The 15943-nt window shown below is 71.0% G+C and carries 13 protein-coding genes and 1 riboswitch; of the genes, 6 read left to right on the top strand and 7 right to left on the bottom strand.

Annotation, left to right across the window (positions count from 1 at the left end; genetic code table 11):
* Nucleotides 1–16: 16 nt before the first annotated feature.
* The 3 genes from ACFY0P_RS01045 to ACFY0P_RS01035 form a co-directional block, all read right to left on the bottom strand.
* Complete coding sequence (locus ACFY0P_RS01045; RefSeq protein WP_388905902.1) at nt 17–1270, bottom strand: outer membrane lipoprotein carrier protein LolA; 1254 nt, start codon at nt 1268–1270, stop codon at nt 17–19.
* Between the two features lie 293 nt (nt 1271–1563).
* Nucleotides 1564–2508: a CHRD domain-containing protein gene (locus ACFY0P_RS01040; protein WP_388905900.1), complete on the bottom strand. Its 945-nt coding sequence runs from the start codon at nt 2506–2508 to the stop codon at nt 1564–1566.
* Nucleotides 2509–2667: 159 nt separating this feature from the next.
* Nucleotides 2668–3678, bottom strand: coding sequence for a polyprenyl synthetase family protein (locus ACFY0P_RS01035; protein ID WP_388905898.1), 1011 nt, complete (start codon nt 3676–3678; stop codon nt 2668–2670).
* 1324 nt (nt 3679–5002) lie between these two features.
* Nucleotides 5003–5201: riboswitch (cyclic di-AMP (ydaO/yuaA leader) on the top strand.
* Between the two features lie 3 nt (nt 5202–5204).
* On the opposite strand from ACFY0P_RS01035, the gene ACFY0P_RS01030 reads away from it, so the two are divergent.
* A complete protein-coding gene (locus ACFY0P_RS01030; RefSeq protein ID WP_388905896.1) occupies nt 5205–5696 on the top strand; it encodes a transglycosylase SLT domain-containing protein in 492 nt (163 codons plus the stop codon).
* 13 nt (nt 5697–5709) lie between these two features.
* Here ACFY0P_RS01030 and ACFY0P_RS01025 read toward each other — a convergent pair whose 3' ends face one another.
* From ACFY0P_RS01025 to ACFY0P_RS01015, 3 genes are all read right to left on the bottom strand, one after another.
* The gene (locus tag ACFY0P_RS01025) at nt 5710–6516 is read right to left on the bottom strand and encodes an HAD family hydrolase (RefSeq protein WP_388905893.1); all 807 of its coding nucleotides are present in this window, start codon (nt 6514–6516) and stop codon (nt 5710–5712) included.
* Nucleotides 6517–6924: 408 nt separating this feature from the next.
* Nucleotides 6925–8175: an FAD-dependent oxidoreductase gene (locus ACFY0P_RS01020; RefSeq protein WP_388905890.1), complete on the bottom strand. Its 1251-nt coding sequence runs from the start codon at nt 8173–8175 to the stop codon at nt 6925–6927.
* A 24-nt stretch (nt 8176–8199) separates the two neighbouring features.
* On the bottom strand, nt 8200–9444 hold the full coding sequence (locus ACFY0P_RS01015; protein WP_388907259.1) for an ATP-grasp domain-containing protein: 1245 nt from the start codon (nt 9442–9444) through the stop codon (nt 8200–8202).
* A 276-nt stretch (nt 9445–9720) separates the two neighbouring features.
* Here ACFY0P_RS01015 and fahA point away from each other — a divergent pair, with 276 nt between their 5' ends.
* The 5 genes from fahA (at nt 9721) to ACFY0P_RS00990 (ending at nt 13672) form a co-directional block, all read left to right on the top strand.
* A complete protein-coding gene (gene fahA / locus ACFY0P_RS01010) occupies nt 9721–10932 on the top strand; it encodes a fumarylacetoacetase (RefSeq protein WP_388907257.1) in 1212 nt (403 codons plus the stop codon).
* A 358-nt stretch (nt 10933–11290) separates the two neighbouring features.
* On the top strand, nt 11291–12229 hold the full coding sequence (locus ACFY0P_RS01005) for a M56 family metallopeptidase (protein WP_388905888.1): 939 nt from the start codon (nt 11291–11293) through the stop codon (nt 12227–12229).
* A gap of 130 nt (nt 12230–12359) precedes the next feature.
* Nucleotides 12360–13007 (top strand): tetratricopeptide repeat protein, encoded by a 648-nt coding sequence (locus ACFY0P_RS01000; RefSeq protein ID WP_388905886.1) that lies wholly within the window; start codon nt 12360–12362, stop codon nt 13005–13007.
* Between the two features lie 79 nt (nt 13008–13086).
* Nucleotides 13087–13491: a HEAT repeat domain-containing protein gene (locus ACFY0P_RS00995; RefSeq protein ID WP_388905884.1), complete on the top strand. Its 405-nt coding sequence runs from the start codon at nt 13087–13089 to the stop codon at nt 13489–13491.
* Nucleotides 13385–13672 (top strand): HEAT repeat domain-containing protein, encoded by a 288-nt coding sequence (locus ACFY0P_RS00990; RefSeq protein ID WP_388905882.1) that lies wholly within the window; start codon nt 13385–13387, stop codon nt 13670–13672. Before ACFY0P_RS00995 ends, ACFY0P_RS00990 begins: the two co-directional genes overlap by 107 nt.
* A 25-nt stretch (nt 13673–13697) precedes the next feature.
* Here ACFY0P_RS00990 and recQ read toward each other — a convergent pair whose 3' ends face one another.
* Nucleotides 13698–15722, bottom strand: coding sequence for a DNA helicase RecQ (gene recQ / locus ACFY0P_RS00985; protein WP_388907254.1), 2025 nt, complete (start codon nt 15720–15722; stop codon nt 13698–13700).
* Nucleotides 15723–15943 lie beyond the last annotated feature (221 nt).

Below are 15943 nucleotides of genomic sequence, written 5' to 3'. Positions count from 1 at the left end.
CCCGCACCGCCCTCTGCTACCCCGCGTCGGCCGCCTTCACCAGCGCGGCCTTGTCCACGGCGCCGACGTACACCTTGCCGTCGTCCGTGATCAGGGCGTTGATCAGCCGGGTGGAGAAGACGGTGCCCTTGCCGAACTTGCCGGAGACAGGGTCGCCGAGCGAGCCGAGGAAGCCGCTCAGGTCGCCGCCGCCGGAGGCGGAGCCGGTGGGCACGCCTCCCTTGCTGCCGGTGTCGAGGACGGCTATGGAGTTCCAGCCCTTGCCGAGGACGTCGAAACCGGACTTGTCGAGGCCCTTGGCGGAACCGTGGCCGGGTGTCCTGGAGGCCTTGCCTCGCTGGTCCGTCCCGCTGTCCTCGCCGGCCTTGCCCGCCTTGTCGCCCTCGGTGACCTTGGCGCCCTTGGGCGGGGTGAAGTCGAAGGTGGAGGCGGCCGGCTTCGCGAAGCTGACCTGGGTGTAGCCGGCGTCGACGACGGCCGCGCCGCCGCTCGACGGGGTGAGCGTGAACTTCAGCGGCGTACCGGTCTTGGCGTCCACCGCGATGCTGATCGCACCGACCGTCGTGCCGGACTGCTTGGGCTTGATGACGAGCCGGTAGGCATCCCGGCCGGCCACCTGGGCGGTGCCGTCGACCGTCACCGAGGTGGTGTCGTCGACCGACTTGAGGACCTCGTCGGCGAAGTCCTTGGGCGTGGCCCGGGTTTCGTGCTGCCCGGCCTTGCCGGAGTCGGCGGCGGTCGAGTGGTAGACCTCGTTGGACTTGCTGTCGTAGCCCCAGACGTCGGTGCCGTTGTGGATGAGGCTGTACTCGGCGCCGCTCTCCAGCACCGACACCTTCTGCTTCTCGGGGCCGTCGGCGGCCACGCGCAGGGTGTGCGTGCCGGAGGCCAACTCGGTGAGCTTGCCGGTCGGGTCGGCGGACGAGCCGTCGCCGCTGCCCTGGGTGGCCCCGGACAGCAGGCTGCTCTCCAGGCCGCCGAGGTCGGGCAGACCGAGATCCGTACTGATCTTCACGGTGCCGGACAGCTGCTGTACGTCCGACTTGGCGATCTTGTCGATGAGTTCCTGCGCGGTGATCTTCGGCAGGTCGGGGTCGCCGGAGTCGGCGAGCGCCGGGACCAGGCCGATGGTGGCCGCGGCCACGCCCACCACCGCGACCGGGACGACGTATCGTGCGGCCTTGCGCCGCCGCTCGGCGCGCAACTCGCCGCGCAGCTCGTCGTCGGCCTGCGCGGCCCCCGTGCTGTCGTCGGATTCGTACGGTGCCATGTGTGCCTTACCTCCGTCGTCGGCGGCGGCCGTCCTCGCACGTGTCCCACCCTGAGCCGCCATTCTCACCCGAATCGGTGAGTGGTGGTGATTTCCGTGGTTTCCATCTCACCAAATCGGGAGCGCGCAAGCGTCAGCCCACGGAGCCAACTCCGCGTACACCTGCGGTATGACACAAGGGTGGAGGCGCCTTCCCCGACCCGTAGGGGTCGTGCGGCGAAGGCGCCTCCTGCCACGTGCTGTATCCGGTCGGCTCATGCGCCGTGGCCGGTCGGTTCACGTGCCGGGTCGGCTCAGTGCTGCACGAACACGTAGTCGGCCCGGTAGGGGACGCCGACGACGGCACCCGGGGTGCAGGAGCCGGCCGGGGCGACGCCGCCGACGGTGTTGAGGCGCAGGATCTCGCCGGTGTGGGCGAGCAGCCCGTGGTTCTTGCCGGACCGAGTGGTCTTGAGGTCCAGTTCGGGGATGTTGCCGGTGCCGTTCGCCGTCTTGGTCACGACGGCTCCGGTGACCGCGGTACCGTCCGGCGCGACCCACTGCGGGGTGCCGGAGTTCGGCGCGACGAAGGAGTGGCGGATGCCGCCGCCGAGCTTGGCGCTGACGTCACGCTGGGCGAAGGCGTAACCGCCGCCGTCGGCGGGCTTGCACTCGTAGATCTGCTTGCCGGTGACGACGGAGGCCTGGAAGCCGCCGGCCTTGAGGCCGGAGACGGTGGTGACGGCGTGCAGCTGGCCGCGGAGGGCTCCGCCGGGGAACTCGGCGGTGTGCAGGTTGGCGTAGAAGGCTCCGGGGTCGGTGGTGAGCTGCTTGAGCAGGGCCTTGTCGGTGACCTTGACGCTGCCGGTGACGCTGTACCTCTTGGCCTTCTTCAGCAGTTTGCCGAAGTCGATTTTGACGCCGCCGTTGGTTCCCTTGGCACCCTGGTGGATGTGCAGGTCGGTGGGCCTGCCGGTGCCGCGCCAGGTCACGGCGACGGTCACCTTGTCCCCCCTGATCTGGATAAACTCCAGCGCGGCGCCGTCCTTGTCCCCGACCGCGGGCCCACCGGCGACGGGCACCTCGTTGGCACCACGCAGGCTGGCGGCGAGGACGACGGAGGTGGTGGAACTGTGGTGGCCGGTGGAGGTGTGGCCGGTGGCGGCGGTTGCCGGGACGGCGCCACCGCCGAGAGCGGTGACGGTGACGGTGATGGCAGCGGCGACGAGGCTCTTGCGGCGCGTTGCGGCGATGACCATGATTCCGTTTTCTCCCCCTGTGTCAGCCGACGCCCCCTGCGTCGGCTTCTGCGAAGGAGTACGGAACACGTCCTGGATTGGACTCAGTCCAACCATGTGACCCGAGTCACATGGGCGCCTGTTCCGGGGAGAACGGAGCCCACAGGGCTCACCGGAGGACTATCCGGCTCGGTGCACCACCGCGTCGCAGAGCTCCACCAGCGCCACCTTCGGGTCGCACTCCGGCAGCGGAGCCAGCGCGGCCCGCGCCTCCTCCGCGTACCGGACCGCGTCCCGGCGGGCCTGCTCCAGCGCCGGATGCGCCCGCAGCGCCGCCAGGGCCTCCGCATGCCGCGCGTCGTCCGTGAGGTCGGAGTCCAGCAGCTCGCACAGGGCGATGTCCTCGGCCAGCCCCAGCCGGGCCGCCCGCTCCCGCAGCCGCAGCACCGGAAGCGTGGGCACGCCCTCGCGGAGGTCCGTCCCCGGAGTCTTCCCCGACTCGTGGGAGTCGGAGGCGATGTCCAGGACGTCGTCGGCGAGCTGGAAGGCGACACCGAGCCGTTCGCCGTACTGGGTGAGGACGTCGACGACCGTCTCGTCGGCACCGGACAGCATCGCACCGAAGCGGCAGGAGACCGCGATCAGCGAGCCGGTCTTGCCGCTGAGCACGTCGAGGTAGTGCTCGACCGGGTCCCGGCCGTCCGACGGGCCCGCCGTCTCCAGGATCTGGCCGGTCACCAGCCGTTCGAACGCGAGGGCCTGGACCCGGACCGCCTCGGGGCCGAGGTCGGCGAGGATCTGGGAGGCGCGGGCGAAGAGGAAGTCGCCGGTGAGGACGGCGAGGGAGTTGCCCCAGCGGGTGTTGGCACTGTCGACACCGCGCCGGACGACGGCCTCGTCCATGACGTCGTCGTGGTACAGCGTGGCCAGGTGGGTGAGCTCGACGACGACGGCCGACGGCACGACACCGGGCGCGTACGGATCGCCGAACTGCGCGGCGAGCATCACCAGCAGTGGGCGGAACCGCTTCCCGCCGGCCCGCACGAGGTGCTGCGCGGCCTCCGTGATGAACGGGACCTCGCTCTTGGTGGCTTCTAGCAAGCCTTCCTCGACAGCCGTCAATCCGGCCTGGACATCGGCTTCCAGAGCCTGGTCCCGCACGCTCAGCCCGAACGGCCCGACGACGGTCACGAGGGGTCTCCTGTCTGCTGGTGTCTACTGGCGATTACACGGTTTGTCGATAGGTCGCTGCCATCACTCAAGTCAGCGTATCCGGTCAGGTTTCGATCACCGAGGGCGCCCACGGTTACACCCCGGGCGCTATCGGATCACGACCGTTATGTTTTTGATCAGCCGATACGACCTGACATCTACTGACTTAACAGGAAGTGCGGGCAGTTGTCCCGAACCGAGGACCAGGCCGTGTCCTCCGCCAGGCCCCGCGCCGGGTTCGGATCCGGGGCGGCACCCGCGGGGCCGTCCGGCGGCACCCCCTCCGGATGACGGCCGCCCGGAAACGGCCCCGCCTCCCCCGCCCGACGTCACCCGCCCGGGCGTACCCCCTGCGCCGCCCGCCCAGGCCGACGCAGACACCCGGCGCACGAAGGGAGGCACCTCGCGCCCACCCGTATGCCCATCCTTCACGAGACCACGCACGACGACCTCCGCGTTCCCTTGACCGTCATCCCCTCGACCGACGGAACGGCATCCCTGCGCGCGCATGACGCCCGCGCAGCTCCCCGCCGGCTCGCGGGAGCCTCGGCACGTGCGGGTTCCCGCCCAGGGTGGCTGCCATGACAACGACGCGCACCACAGGGGAGGTTCCGCCCTCACGGTGGACACGCACACCGAAGATCCCCGGTTCCCCGCCACCCCCCGTCGGCGTGACGAGAATCACGCACGCCCACAACGACCTTCGACGCCCCCAGCCACCCCCGACACCTGACCCCGTCAATCAGCCGCGCCACCTTCCCCGTTGGGGCCGGCCGACGGCACGCACGCGTAGCCGAGGCTTCGGAAGTTGACGGAGAGCGCGCCACAGAGGCCGCCGATCGAGCGAGCGGGACCGCTGCCGGCACGCGGCCGCGCCACCGATCAGCCCGCACCCATCCGAGAGCCCCGAATCCGGCAATTCGGACTAATTATCTAAATCACTCCCATTAAGGGGCGCTCCGCAATCCTCTGCCGGAGCCAATCCGCACGGAAGAGAACGAGGTAGTTTTCCGTTGAACCATGAAAAAGGCGGATTCCACGAATCCCGGATGCCCGATTTGCCGTTATTGCGGTTTCGTGAAGTAGGTCACGCCGGCCCGGATGCCGCAAGTGCCACAGGCGACCCTTCCTCCCCTTTCCCTGTGGGCCAGTTGAGGGTTGGCAACCGCAAAGGATCAAGCACCCCATACGGCACAGATCAAGGTCAATCGGCATGTTGCGGGAATCAGGGTCTTGTTCCGGACATGTGCTCTCGCATACGTTCCGGCTCGCCGGGCGGACGCCGAATCCTGCCGCCGCCCGAAACGACCCAACGACGAGTTCATTCGCACGGCAGGAGCGGGGAACCCAGGTAAGTCGCCGGACCGGGCGGCCGACGTCAGCGGACAGACGTCGTTCCGGAACGGCTAGGGGTGAAGTCGCATCGCCTTCGGGCGGTGCGGCCGGGCACTCCCCGGGCCCGAACCCGACAGCTCACCTCGCAGGCGACGGAGAGGAACTTCGCCATGCCTGCTACCGCCCAGCTCCGCCGTCCCCGCCGTAACCGCATCGTCCGCACACTCGCCGTCGTCGGCACCGGCGCCGCCGTCCTCGCCCTCCCGCTCATCGGGGCGACCACCGCCTCCGCCGCCGCAGCCACCTCCACCAGCACGGCCTCGACGACCCTCGCCGGGTACCCGAACAACCTCGACGGCTGGATCCGCGAGTCGCTCGCGATCATGGCGGAGAAGCACATCCCGGGCACCTACAACGGCATATACCGCAACCTGATGCGGGAGTCCTCCGGCAACCCGCGGGCCATCAACCTCTGGGACTCCAACGCGGCCAAGGGCATCCCGTCCAAGGGCCTGCTCCAGGTGATCGACCCGACGTTCAAGGCGTACCACGTGGACGGCACGTCGTTCGACATCTACGACCCGGTCGCGAACATCACCGCCGCCTGCAACTACGCCGCCGCGCGGTACGGGTCGATCGACAACGTCCACGGCGCGTACTGACCGACGTCCCGCGTCAGCCGAAGAGTCTTTCGAGGACGACGGCGATGCCGTCGTCCTCGTTCGACGTGGTGACCTCGTCGGCCATCGCCCTGAGTTCGGGGTGGGCGTTGGCCATTGCCACCCCGTGGGCCGCCCACTCGAACATCGGGATGTCATTGGGCATGTCCCCGAACGCGATGGCCTGTCCGGGGCTCAGCCCCAGACGGTCGGCGGCCAGCGCGAGCCCGGTCGCCTTGGTCACCCCGCACGGCTGAAGTTCGACGGTCCCCGGCCCCGACATGGTGACCGTCGCCAGCGATCCGACCACCGAGCGGGCGGTCGCCGCCAGTTCGTCGTCGGACAGGGTGTGGTGGCGCAGCAGCACCTTGCTGATGGGCGCGCACCACAGGTCGTCGCGCCGGGCGACGCGCAGCGCGGGCAGCGTGGGGTGGGGCATCAGATAGCCCGGCTCGATGAGCGTGAGCCCGTCCACGCCGTCCTGGTCGACCGCCGCGTACACCTGGCCGACCTCGGCCTCGATCTTGCCGAGTGCGGTCTCCGCCAGCTCCCGGTCCAGGGTGACCGACCACAGCAGCCGGTTCGCGCCGGCGTCGTACACCTGCGCGCCCTGGCCGCAGACCGCGAGTCCCGTGCAGCCGAGGTCGTCGAGGAGCGGGCGCACTCTCGGGGCGGGCCGGCCGGTCACCACGAGATGCCGGGCACCGGCCCGGCCGGCCCGCGTGAGCGCGGCCAGCGACCGTTCCGAGAGGGTGTCGTCGCCGCGCAGCAACGTGCCGTCCAGATCGGTGGCGATCAGTGAGTACGGGGAGGGTGCGACCATGATCAGAGAATACGGACAGCGCGGCCCTCGGACTCACAGTGCGTTTCGGCCTCAAGTGACGCCCGCCGCCTCCTTGATGGGGCCGTTGTCAGTGGCGGGCGTTACGTTTTCCGAGATGCTCGGCAACTGCCCCGAGGACCCGGCCTGCGGCGCGCCGTACGCCGCGGAGGTCCGGCGACTCGGACTCTGGTTCGACGGGGACGGCTACGCCGCCGAACTGGACACCGCGCGCGAGCTGTTGGGGCTGCACTTCACCGACGCGCGCAGCCGGCCGGCCCGGCATCCGCACGACGGTGACCTGATCGAGAAGCTCCTCGGGCGTTCCGCCGCCGGTGGTGGTGTTCGGCGTGTGCCGCCCGGGGAGGAGGCGCAGCCCTCGGGGCCGGGTGACGGTCCGGCCCCGGGATGTCAGGCGTGGGCCGCAGCCAGGTGCCTGGCCAGGCGCGGTGAGGCGAACTCCGTACCGCACACGAACCGCATCACCGGCCCGTACGACGCCGCCGCCGGGAGCCCCGTGAAGTACAGGCCGGGTACGGAGGACACGTATCCGGCGCCGAGTCTCGGGGCGCCGCGAGTGACCGCGACACCGGTGCGCAGCCCGGGGCCGAGGAAGTCCATCGCGGCGGTGTCCACGCGGTAGCCGGTGGCGGCTATGACGTGGTCGGCGGTGAGGCGTTCGGTGCCGCCGTCGTGAGTGCGGACGGTGAGGACCGGAGCGCCGTCGGAGGTCTCGGCGCCGATCACGGCGGAGACCTCGCGGACCTGGACCTTGCCCTCGAAGCGGTCGCGCAGCCACCAGGCGCCGAGCGGGCCGAGCACCCGGCGGACCAGGTAGTGGCGGGTCTGTGCCGGGAGGTAGCGGTAGGGGTGCGGGTAGTAGCTGAGCGCCCACAGGGACCAGGCCCGGCCGAACGGCGACTCGGGGCGCAGCTTCGGCTGGTCCCAGGGCGGGGCGCCGAAGGCGACCTTGCCGCGCCCTCGCGAGACCACCCGTACCCGGGCACCGGCCTCGGCGGCGAGGGCCGCCGTCTCCAGCGCGGACTGCCCGGCACCGACCACGATGAGCTCCTTGCCGGAGAAACGGGTCAGATCGTGGTGCTGGGAGCTGTGCGAGACCAGCCCGGCGGGTCCGTCGGCGCCTGCCTCGGCGAGTTCGGCGGGGAGGCGGGCGAGCCCGGACAGGCCGGTGGCGACGACGACCGCACGGGCCGTGAACGACTCCCCCGAGTCCAGCTTCAGTTCGAAGCCCGCCGCGCCTTGCGCCTTGTGCCGGTCCGCCTTGTGCCGGTCCTCATGGTGTCGGTCCGCCGTGTGCCGGTCCACGGAGACCACCCGCACCCGCTCCAGTTCGGGCAGCAGTTTCTGCTGGAACCACTCGCCGTAGCCGATGAAGGTCTCCACCGGGATGACGTCCTCGTCGGTCACCAGCCGGCGGATGCCCGCGGCGTCGCAGTAGTCGGCGAGGGTGTGACCGCGCTGCGGGCAGTCCAGGTTGGAGGCGGCGGGGGTGGACTTCAGGATCATCCCGGCCGGCATGTGGTCGCGCCAGCTGACCATGGGGTCGCCGAAGACCCGGACGGGAATGCCACGCGCCCGCAGATGGGCGGCCGTGGACAGCCCGAAGGGCCCGGCACCGATGACTGCTACCGGTTCGATCACGAAGTCCCCCCTGGAACGTGGTCCCTACCTCGTGCCGGCACTGGAGCCGCGGCGGTTGGTGCGCCACAGCTGGTAGAGGTGCTTCGCGCCCGGACGCACGAAGCGGGCGAGCATCGTGACGAACGGCAGCGGGTCGTCACCCGCCAGCCAGGCCAGTTCGGTCCCGCTCGGCCGCGTCGGCGCGTGCGGCGTCGTGTAGCCGCTGCGGCGGTAGGCGAGGAGGGCGGGCAGGTCGATGTTCTCCACGACGTACCGGTGGCCGGCACGCTGTTCCCCCTCCGGAACGCGGCGCCCCGTCAGGTCCAGATGCATGGCGCGGACGACGTCCACCCCCGACTCGCTCTCGAAGAGCCGGAACTGGGCGCCCATGCGCGGATTGAAGTCGAGCAGCTTGTACTGCCCGTCGCGCCGGTCGAAGCGCAGGTCGAGATCGATGATGCCGGTGAAGCCGATCTGCTTGATGAAACGCGCGGCGAGGTCGGCGAGTTCGGGGTTGTCGACGACGTACGCGTTCGCGGTCATGCCGGCGTGCGGCGGCCAGGAGCGGACCTTGACTCCTGTGAACAGGGCGCGCGGATTGGAGTCGGCGTCGAAGTAGGCGTGCACGATCCAGTCCTCGGCGTCCTCCCTCGGGAGGTACTCCTGGAGGATGACACCCGGATGGGTGCCCCAGTCACGGGCGAGGGTGAGCAGTCCCTCCCGGGTGGCGATCCGCGTCGTTCCGTTGACGGCGGGCTGCTTGCGCCGGACGAACGCCTCGCGGTTCTTGGCGACGATCGGGAAGCGGGCCTTCTCCGCGAAGTCGACGATCTCGTCGTACGAGTCCGGAAAGGCGGCCGTCGGGCTCGGGATGCCGTGTTCCACGCACAGTTCGTGCAGGCCCTGCTTGCTCGCCAGCCGACGCGGCAGTCCCGGGTCGACGCGCGGGAAGAGGAAGCGGTCACCGAGCGCGTCCTGGTGCTCGGCGATCAGGACGGCGGCCTCCTCGTCGGTGGGGACCAGCACGGCCGGACGGCCGATGCGGCGGCCGATGCGCAGCAGTCCCTCGACGAGATGGTCGGGCTCCTCGGCGCCTGTTGTCGGCCACACGAACGCCCGTTTGAGATAGCGGGACGAAGCGGCCGGCGTGTACGCGTCCTCCGTGATCGCGTACATGGGAACGCCCAGGCGACCCAGGCTGCGAATCGCGCCGACCCCGCCGTGATGCAGCGGATAGTCGCCGAACTTGACGATCAGGCCCGGCACGTCGCGGTCCGCCTCGAACGGCAGGCTGACGGCATTCCTGGCCACGGGTCCCCCCACGTGTCCCCCCTACGGACCGGACCCACCCCGTCCGTGTCCCCCAAAGGACGCTAAGCCGGAATTGCCCCCTCCGACAAGGCCTATTAGGACATTGCGAACTCTTTAGACACTGTCACGACAGTCAACTCACCCGTAACGTGTGGCGCGACCACATGGAATGCCGCGCAACGCCATAGTGACGTCGCCACATGGTCGTCTCCCGCGCGGCACGGATGAGAGCGAGGCAGCCACCCCATGCCCCCCTTGCCCCCCTTCGAGGTCCCCGAGGGTGACCCCTTCGGCCCGAACAACCTTCCGTATGGCGTGTTCTCGACCTCCGCGAGCACGGAACGGAGGGTCGGCGTCCGCCTCGGCGACCACGTCCTCGACGCCGGCGCCGCGGCCCTCGCCCTCGGCTCCCCGTACGCCTCCCTGCTCGCCCGGCCGACCCTCAACCCACTGCTGGCCGCAGGCCGCACCGCCTGGTCGGACGTACGGCGCGCCCTGACCGCCTGGGTGACCGTGCCCGCGCACCGCGAGACGCTCGCCCCCCTCCTCCACCCGCTGCCCGAAGTGACCCTGCACCTCCCCTTCGAGGTCGCCGACTACGTCGACTTCTACGCCTCCGAGAACCACGCCCGGAACGCCGGCCGCATCTTCCGCCCCGACGCCGCCGACCCGCTCACCCCCAACTGGAAGCACCTGCCGATCGGTTACCACGGACGCGCGGGCACGGTCGTGGTGTCCGGGACGGACGTCGTACGGCCCTCGGGACAGCGGAAGGCGCCCTCGGACCCGGCACCCGTGTTCGGCCCGTCGGTACGGCTGGACATCGAGGCCGAGGTCGGCTTCGTCGTCGGCACGCCGTCCCAACAGGGCACGCCGGTGGCGCTGGGCGACTTCAGGGAGCACGTGTTCGGCCTCTGCCTGCTGAACGACTGGTCGGCGCGGGACATCCAGGCCTGGGAGTACGTTCCGCTCGGCCCGTTCCTCGGCAAGTCGTTCGCCACCTCGGTCTCGGCGTGGATCACTCCGCTGGACGCACTGGAGGAGGCACGGGTCGCCCCGCCGAGGCGGACGCATCCGCTGCTGCCGTACCTCGACGACGCCACGGAGGAGCCCGCCGGTTACGACCTGCGGATCTCGATCGCCATCAACGGGGAAGTGGTGTCCGAGCCGCCGTTCTCCACCATGTACTGGACCGCCGCCCAGCAACTCGCCCACATGACCGTCAACGGCGCCTCACTGCGCACCGGCGACCTGTACGGCTCCGGCACGGTGAGCGGCGCGGAGCCCGGGCAGCGCGGGTCGCTGCTGGAGCTGACCTGGAACGGTCGCGATCCTCTCGAACTCCCGGACGGGAAGCGTACCTACCTGGAGGACGGCGACGTGGTGACGATGTCGGGATGGGCTCCGGGGCCGGGCGGCAGCCGGGTGGGGCTCGGGGAGGTCAGCGGGCGGGTCGTGGCGGGGTGAGGGAGACGCCGGGGCGCCCCGGCCTCACGAAGTGAGCAGGGACTTCGTGACATGCCCACGGGCGTCGGGATCCGCGGGCCAGAAGGTGCCGCAGGCGGGCGCGGGAGCAGGGACCGCGCGTGAGCAGCCGGACCGGGGAGCGGGGCGCCCGGATCGTCCTCGACGCCTGACTCGGGGCACCCGGCACCGTCATACTGACGGGACACGCACCATGCGATGCGCCCGCACGCGCACCATGCGAGGCGTCGGCGTACTCACCACGTGACGCGCCGGCGCACACGTCATGTCACGCGAGGGCGTATCACCTCGCACCCCCCGCCGCCCGCACGCATCTCCGATCAGGAAACGGAGCCCCGGCATGACCGTCTGCCTGCTCCTGCTGACCGTCGTCGCCCTGACGGCCGCGGTACCTGCACCGCGCGCCCTGGTGCGGTCCCTGTGGCCGGAGCGGGAACCGGTGGTCGCGCTGTGGGTGTGGCAGTGCCTGGTCGCCACCGTGCTGATGTGCTGCCTGGCCGCGCTGACCCTGGGCGCGGCGGCCGTCTTCCACACCGTGCGCGACCGGGTGTTCGCGCCGGCGCCACCGGCGGTCACTGCCGCGTACGACCTCTCCGTCGCGCCCCCCTGGGCGGTCGCCCTCACGGTGCTGCTGGCGTCCGGGGCCGCGTGGACGACGGCGATGCTCGCCCGCGAACTGGTCGAGGCCCGGCGCCGCCGCGACCAGACCCGCGCACACCTGCGCGAGCGGGCACCCGAACTGCCGGCGGGGCTGCCCGCGGCCCGCGGACCGATGCTGGTGCTGGAGGACGAGTACCCGGACGCCTGGTGGATGCCGGGCCATCCGCCGCAGCTGGTCGTGACGACGGGGGCGCTGCACCGCCTCACCGACCACCAGCTCGACGCCGTACTCACCCACGAAAGGGGCCACGCCCGCGCCCACCACGACTGGCTGCTCCACCTGTCCAGCGCCCTGGCCACGGGCTTCCCGCGCGTGCCGCTCTTCTCCCACTTCTGCGACCAGACCCACCGGCTCGTCGAACTCGCCGCGGACGACACGGCGTCCCGCCGCTGCGGCCACCTCACCACCGCCCTGGCCCTGATCGAACTGAACCAGCACCGCGGTGTCCTGTCCTGCGCGTCGAGCCGTCGGCTGCTGGGCGAGAGGGTCGACCGCCTGCTGGAACCACCGCCACGCCTGTTGCGCCGCCAGCGGGCCCTGACGACGACGGCGGCCGCCCTGGTCCCCCTGCTGCCGCTCCTGATCGCGTTCGCACCGGGCCTGACGGCGCTCGGCTAGAGCGCGCGCTGCCGGCCTGCGAGCGGTGGGGGTGGGCTGGAGGGCTGTCCTCACAATTGTCCGACTCCCGGCACAGGCACGGAGATAGCCTCAGGGCTGTCGTCCGACGGGGAAGGGCAGGGGGCCGGGGATGCAGGAGCAGGACTGGGTCGTGCAGGCGGGAGAGCTTTTCGAAGCGGCGATGTTCGGCGGGGACGCGTCCGCGCTGGACCGGTCCGACGACGTGCTGGACGCGGTCGAGGCGCGACTTTCCATGGCGCGGGGAAAGGTACTGCACGTGCGCTTTCTGAACGGCCTCGACGAGAACAGCCAGGAAGTGGTGTTCTTCGAGCGCGCGGCGGAGTTGTACCGGCGGCTGGAGGACGTTTCGGGTGAGGCGGACGCGTTGTTCTGGGTCGGCTGCTGGCACCAGGTGGTGAAGGGCGACGGCGCCACCGGCAGACCGTACTTCGAACAGTCGTATGCGCTGGCGAAATCCGTCGACGACCGGATGACCATGTCCTACGCGGTGCGCCATCTCGGCTTCGCCGACAAGGACGCGGGCTACTTCGAACAGGCCCGTGAGCGGCTGACCGAGTCTGTGTCGCTGCGCCGGGAGATCGGCTTCAGGCCCGGGGAAGCCGCCGGCCTGGTGGCCCTCGCCTACCTCGCGGCCGAGACCGGCGACCGGCCGGTGGCACTGCAGCACCTCGACGAGGCGCAGGCGGTCGCCCAGAGCTGCGGCGCCAAGGCGGTTTCGGGGTGGGTCGAGCAGGCCCGCACGTCCCCGCGCGCGTAGCTGTCCGCGGGCAGGGTGCCGGTCGCGGCCACCGGATCACCACTCCCCACGAGCGCGATCGTTCAAGACCTGCTTTCGCATGGAGCCCGAGCTCGCGTCTCTTGAGCCGTACTTGACCGACCTCGATGCCTCGGTGCGCCGGACCGCCGTGTCGGTGCTCACGGAGGCGGCTCCGGCGGGGGCCGGGCCGGCGCTGGCGGGTGCGCCGGCCGATCCCGATGCCGGGGTCCGTTCTGCGGCCGCGACCTCGCTTCGCGAGCTGGTCGAGACGCTTCCGCCCGAACCGGCGCTGGGCGACGCCCTCGTCGACGCGCTCGGTGTGGCCGACTCCCTGGTCCGGACGGCCGCGCTCGACGTGCTGCGGGTGTTGCTCCTGGGTGACGCCGGTCTGTTCGCCGCTCCTGGCCGAGGCCGCCGTGGCCGCGCTGGCCGCGCCGGCCTGGCAGGTGCGTGTGGGTGCCGCCAGGGCGCTGGGTGCCGCTGACGGTGCCGTGGCGGTGCCGGCTCTCGCGAAGTCCCTGGCCGACCGGAACGCCGACGTCCGCAAGGCTGCCGTGCTCGCCCTGACCCGGCACTCCGGTGCCGACGAGGCCCGCGCGGCCCTGGTCGCGGCCACGGCCGATCCGGACGCGGATGTCAGGGCCTATGCGGCGAGGGGGCTGTAGGCGGCTCCCTCACCGCCACCGGTTCTTATATCCAGTCCTCCGGTTCCGGCTCCGCGTCCATCTCGGGCCAGTGGTCCTCGTCCCCGGTCCCCGTCGCCGCGGGCGGCGGGGCGTCGGCCGGCGTGTTCAGGGCGGCCAGAACCCCGAGTACGCCCTCTCCGTACGTCATGAGCTTCTTCTCGCCGACGCCGCCGACGGTGGCGAGTTCGGCGACGGACTCGGGCCACCGGCTGACGATCTCCCTCAGGGTGGCGTCGTGGAAGATCACGTAGGCGGGTACGCCCTGTTCGCGGGCCTGCTCGGCGCGCCAGGTGCGCAGTGCCTCGAAGGCGGGGAGCAGTTCTTCGGGCAGCTCTGCCACGGCTGCCTTCGCCTTGCTCTTGCCGGAGGAGCCGGAGGACGCGGAGCTTCCGGACGAGCGGGAGACCGCCTGCTTCTTCGGCTCCTTGCGCAGCGGGACCTCGCGTTCCCGCCGCAGGACCGTCCCGCTGGCCTCGGTGAGCACCAGGGTGCCGTACTCGCCCTCGACCGCGAGCAGCCCCTGGGCGAGCAGCTGCCGGACGACGCCCCGCCATTCGCCTTCGTCGAGGTCGGTGCCGATGCCGAAGACGGACAGCTGGTCGTGGTCGAACTGGATGACCTTGGCGGTGCGCTTGCCGAGCAGGATGTCGACGATCTGGACGGCACCGAACTTCTGCCCGCGTTCGCGCTGGAGTCGTACGACGGTGGAGAGGACCTTCTGGGCGGCGACGGTGCCGTCCCAGGTCTCGGGCGGGGTGAGGCAGGTGTCGCAGTTGCCGCAGCCCGCGGGGTCGGGGTCCTGGCCGAAGTAGTTGAGGAGTTGCCCGCGGCGGCACTGGGCGGTCTCGCACAGGGCGAGCATCGAGTCGAGGTGGGCCTGGGCGCGGCGGCGGAAGGCCTCGTCGCCCTCGCCGGACTGGATGAGTTTGCGCTGCTGGATGACGTCGTTGAGGCCGTAGGCCATCCAGGCGGTGGAGGGCAGGCTGTCGCGGCCGGCGCGGCCGGTCTCCTGGTAGTAGCCCTCGACGGATTTGGGCAGGTCGAGGTGGGCGACGAAGCGGACGTCGGGTTTGTCGATGCCCATGCCGAAGGCGATGGTGGCGACGACGACCAGGCCGTCCTCGCGCAGGAAGCGGGACTGGTGGGCGGCGCGGGTGCCCGCGTCGAGGCCGGCGTGGTAGGGGACGGCGTCGATGCCGTTGCGGGTCAGGAACTCGGCCGTTGCTTCGACGGACTTGCGGGAGAGGCAGTAGACGATGCCCGCGTCGCCTTCGTGTTCCTGGCGGAGGAAGGTGAGGAGCTGTTTCTTGGGGTCGGCCTTGGGGACGATCCGGTACTGGATGTTGGGCCGGTCGAAGCTGGCCACGAAGTGCCGGGCCGTCGGCATGTGCAGCCGCTGGGTGATCTCCTGGTGGGTGGCGTGGGTGGCGGTGGCCGTGAGGGCGATCCGCGGGACGTCGGGCCAGCGCTCGCCGAGGAGGGAGAGGGCGAGGTAGTCGGGGCGGAAGTCGTGGCCCCACTGGGAGACGCAGTGCGCCTCGTCGATGGCGAAGACGGCGATCTTGCCGCGGGCGAGCAGGTCGAGCGTGGAGTCCAGGCGGAGCCGCTCGGGGGCGAGGTAGAGCAGGTCGAGTTCGCCCGCGAGGAACTGGGCTTCGACCACGCGCCGCTCGTCGAAGTCCTGGGTGGAGTTGATGAACCCGGCGTTGACGCCGAGGGCGCGCAGGGCGTCCACCTGGTCCTGCATGAGGGCGATGAGCGGTGAGACCACGACGCCCGTACCGGGTCTGACCAGGGCGGGGATCTGGTAGCACAGTGATTTTCCGCCGCCGGTGGGCATGAGGACGACGGCGTCGCCGCCCGCCACCACATGTTCGATGATCGATTCCTGCTCGCCCCGGAAGGCGTCGTACCCGAAGACCCGGTGCAGCGTGGCCAGTGCCTCGCTGTCCGCCGGGCCGTGCGCCTGTGGCGCCCCCGGCGTCTCGGTCGTCCCTGGCATCTCGTAGGTCCCGCCCGTCCCGCCCATCGTCGTGTCCCCCGTACGTCGTCCTTCGACCACTGCCTCCACGATAGGGGTCCGGACCGACAGCGCCGGAGTTATCCACAGGCTGGCCGCCCGGGAGGGGGTGGTGTGCGGGGTTCCCCGTCCGGCGGTGGCCTCAGTCCTTTGGCGGTCTTCGCGTGGCGGCCGGGAAGAGGCGTGGGTGATGCTGCACGGGCGGGATCGGGGAGGCCCGTGTCGTACGG

The organism is Streptomyces sp. NPDC001714, from assembly GCF_042892755.1.
Taxonomy (GTDB): domain Bacteria; phylum Actinomycetota; class Actinomycetes; order Streptomycetales; family Streptomycetaceae; genus Streptomyces.
This window is presented reverse-complemented; position numbering and strand designations above follow the sequence as displayed.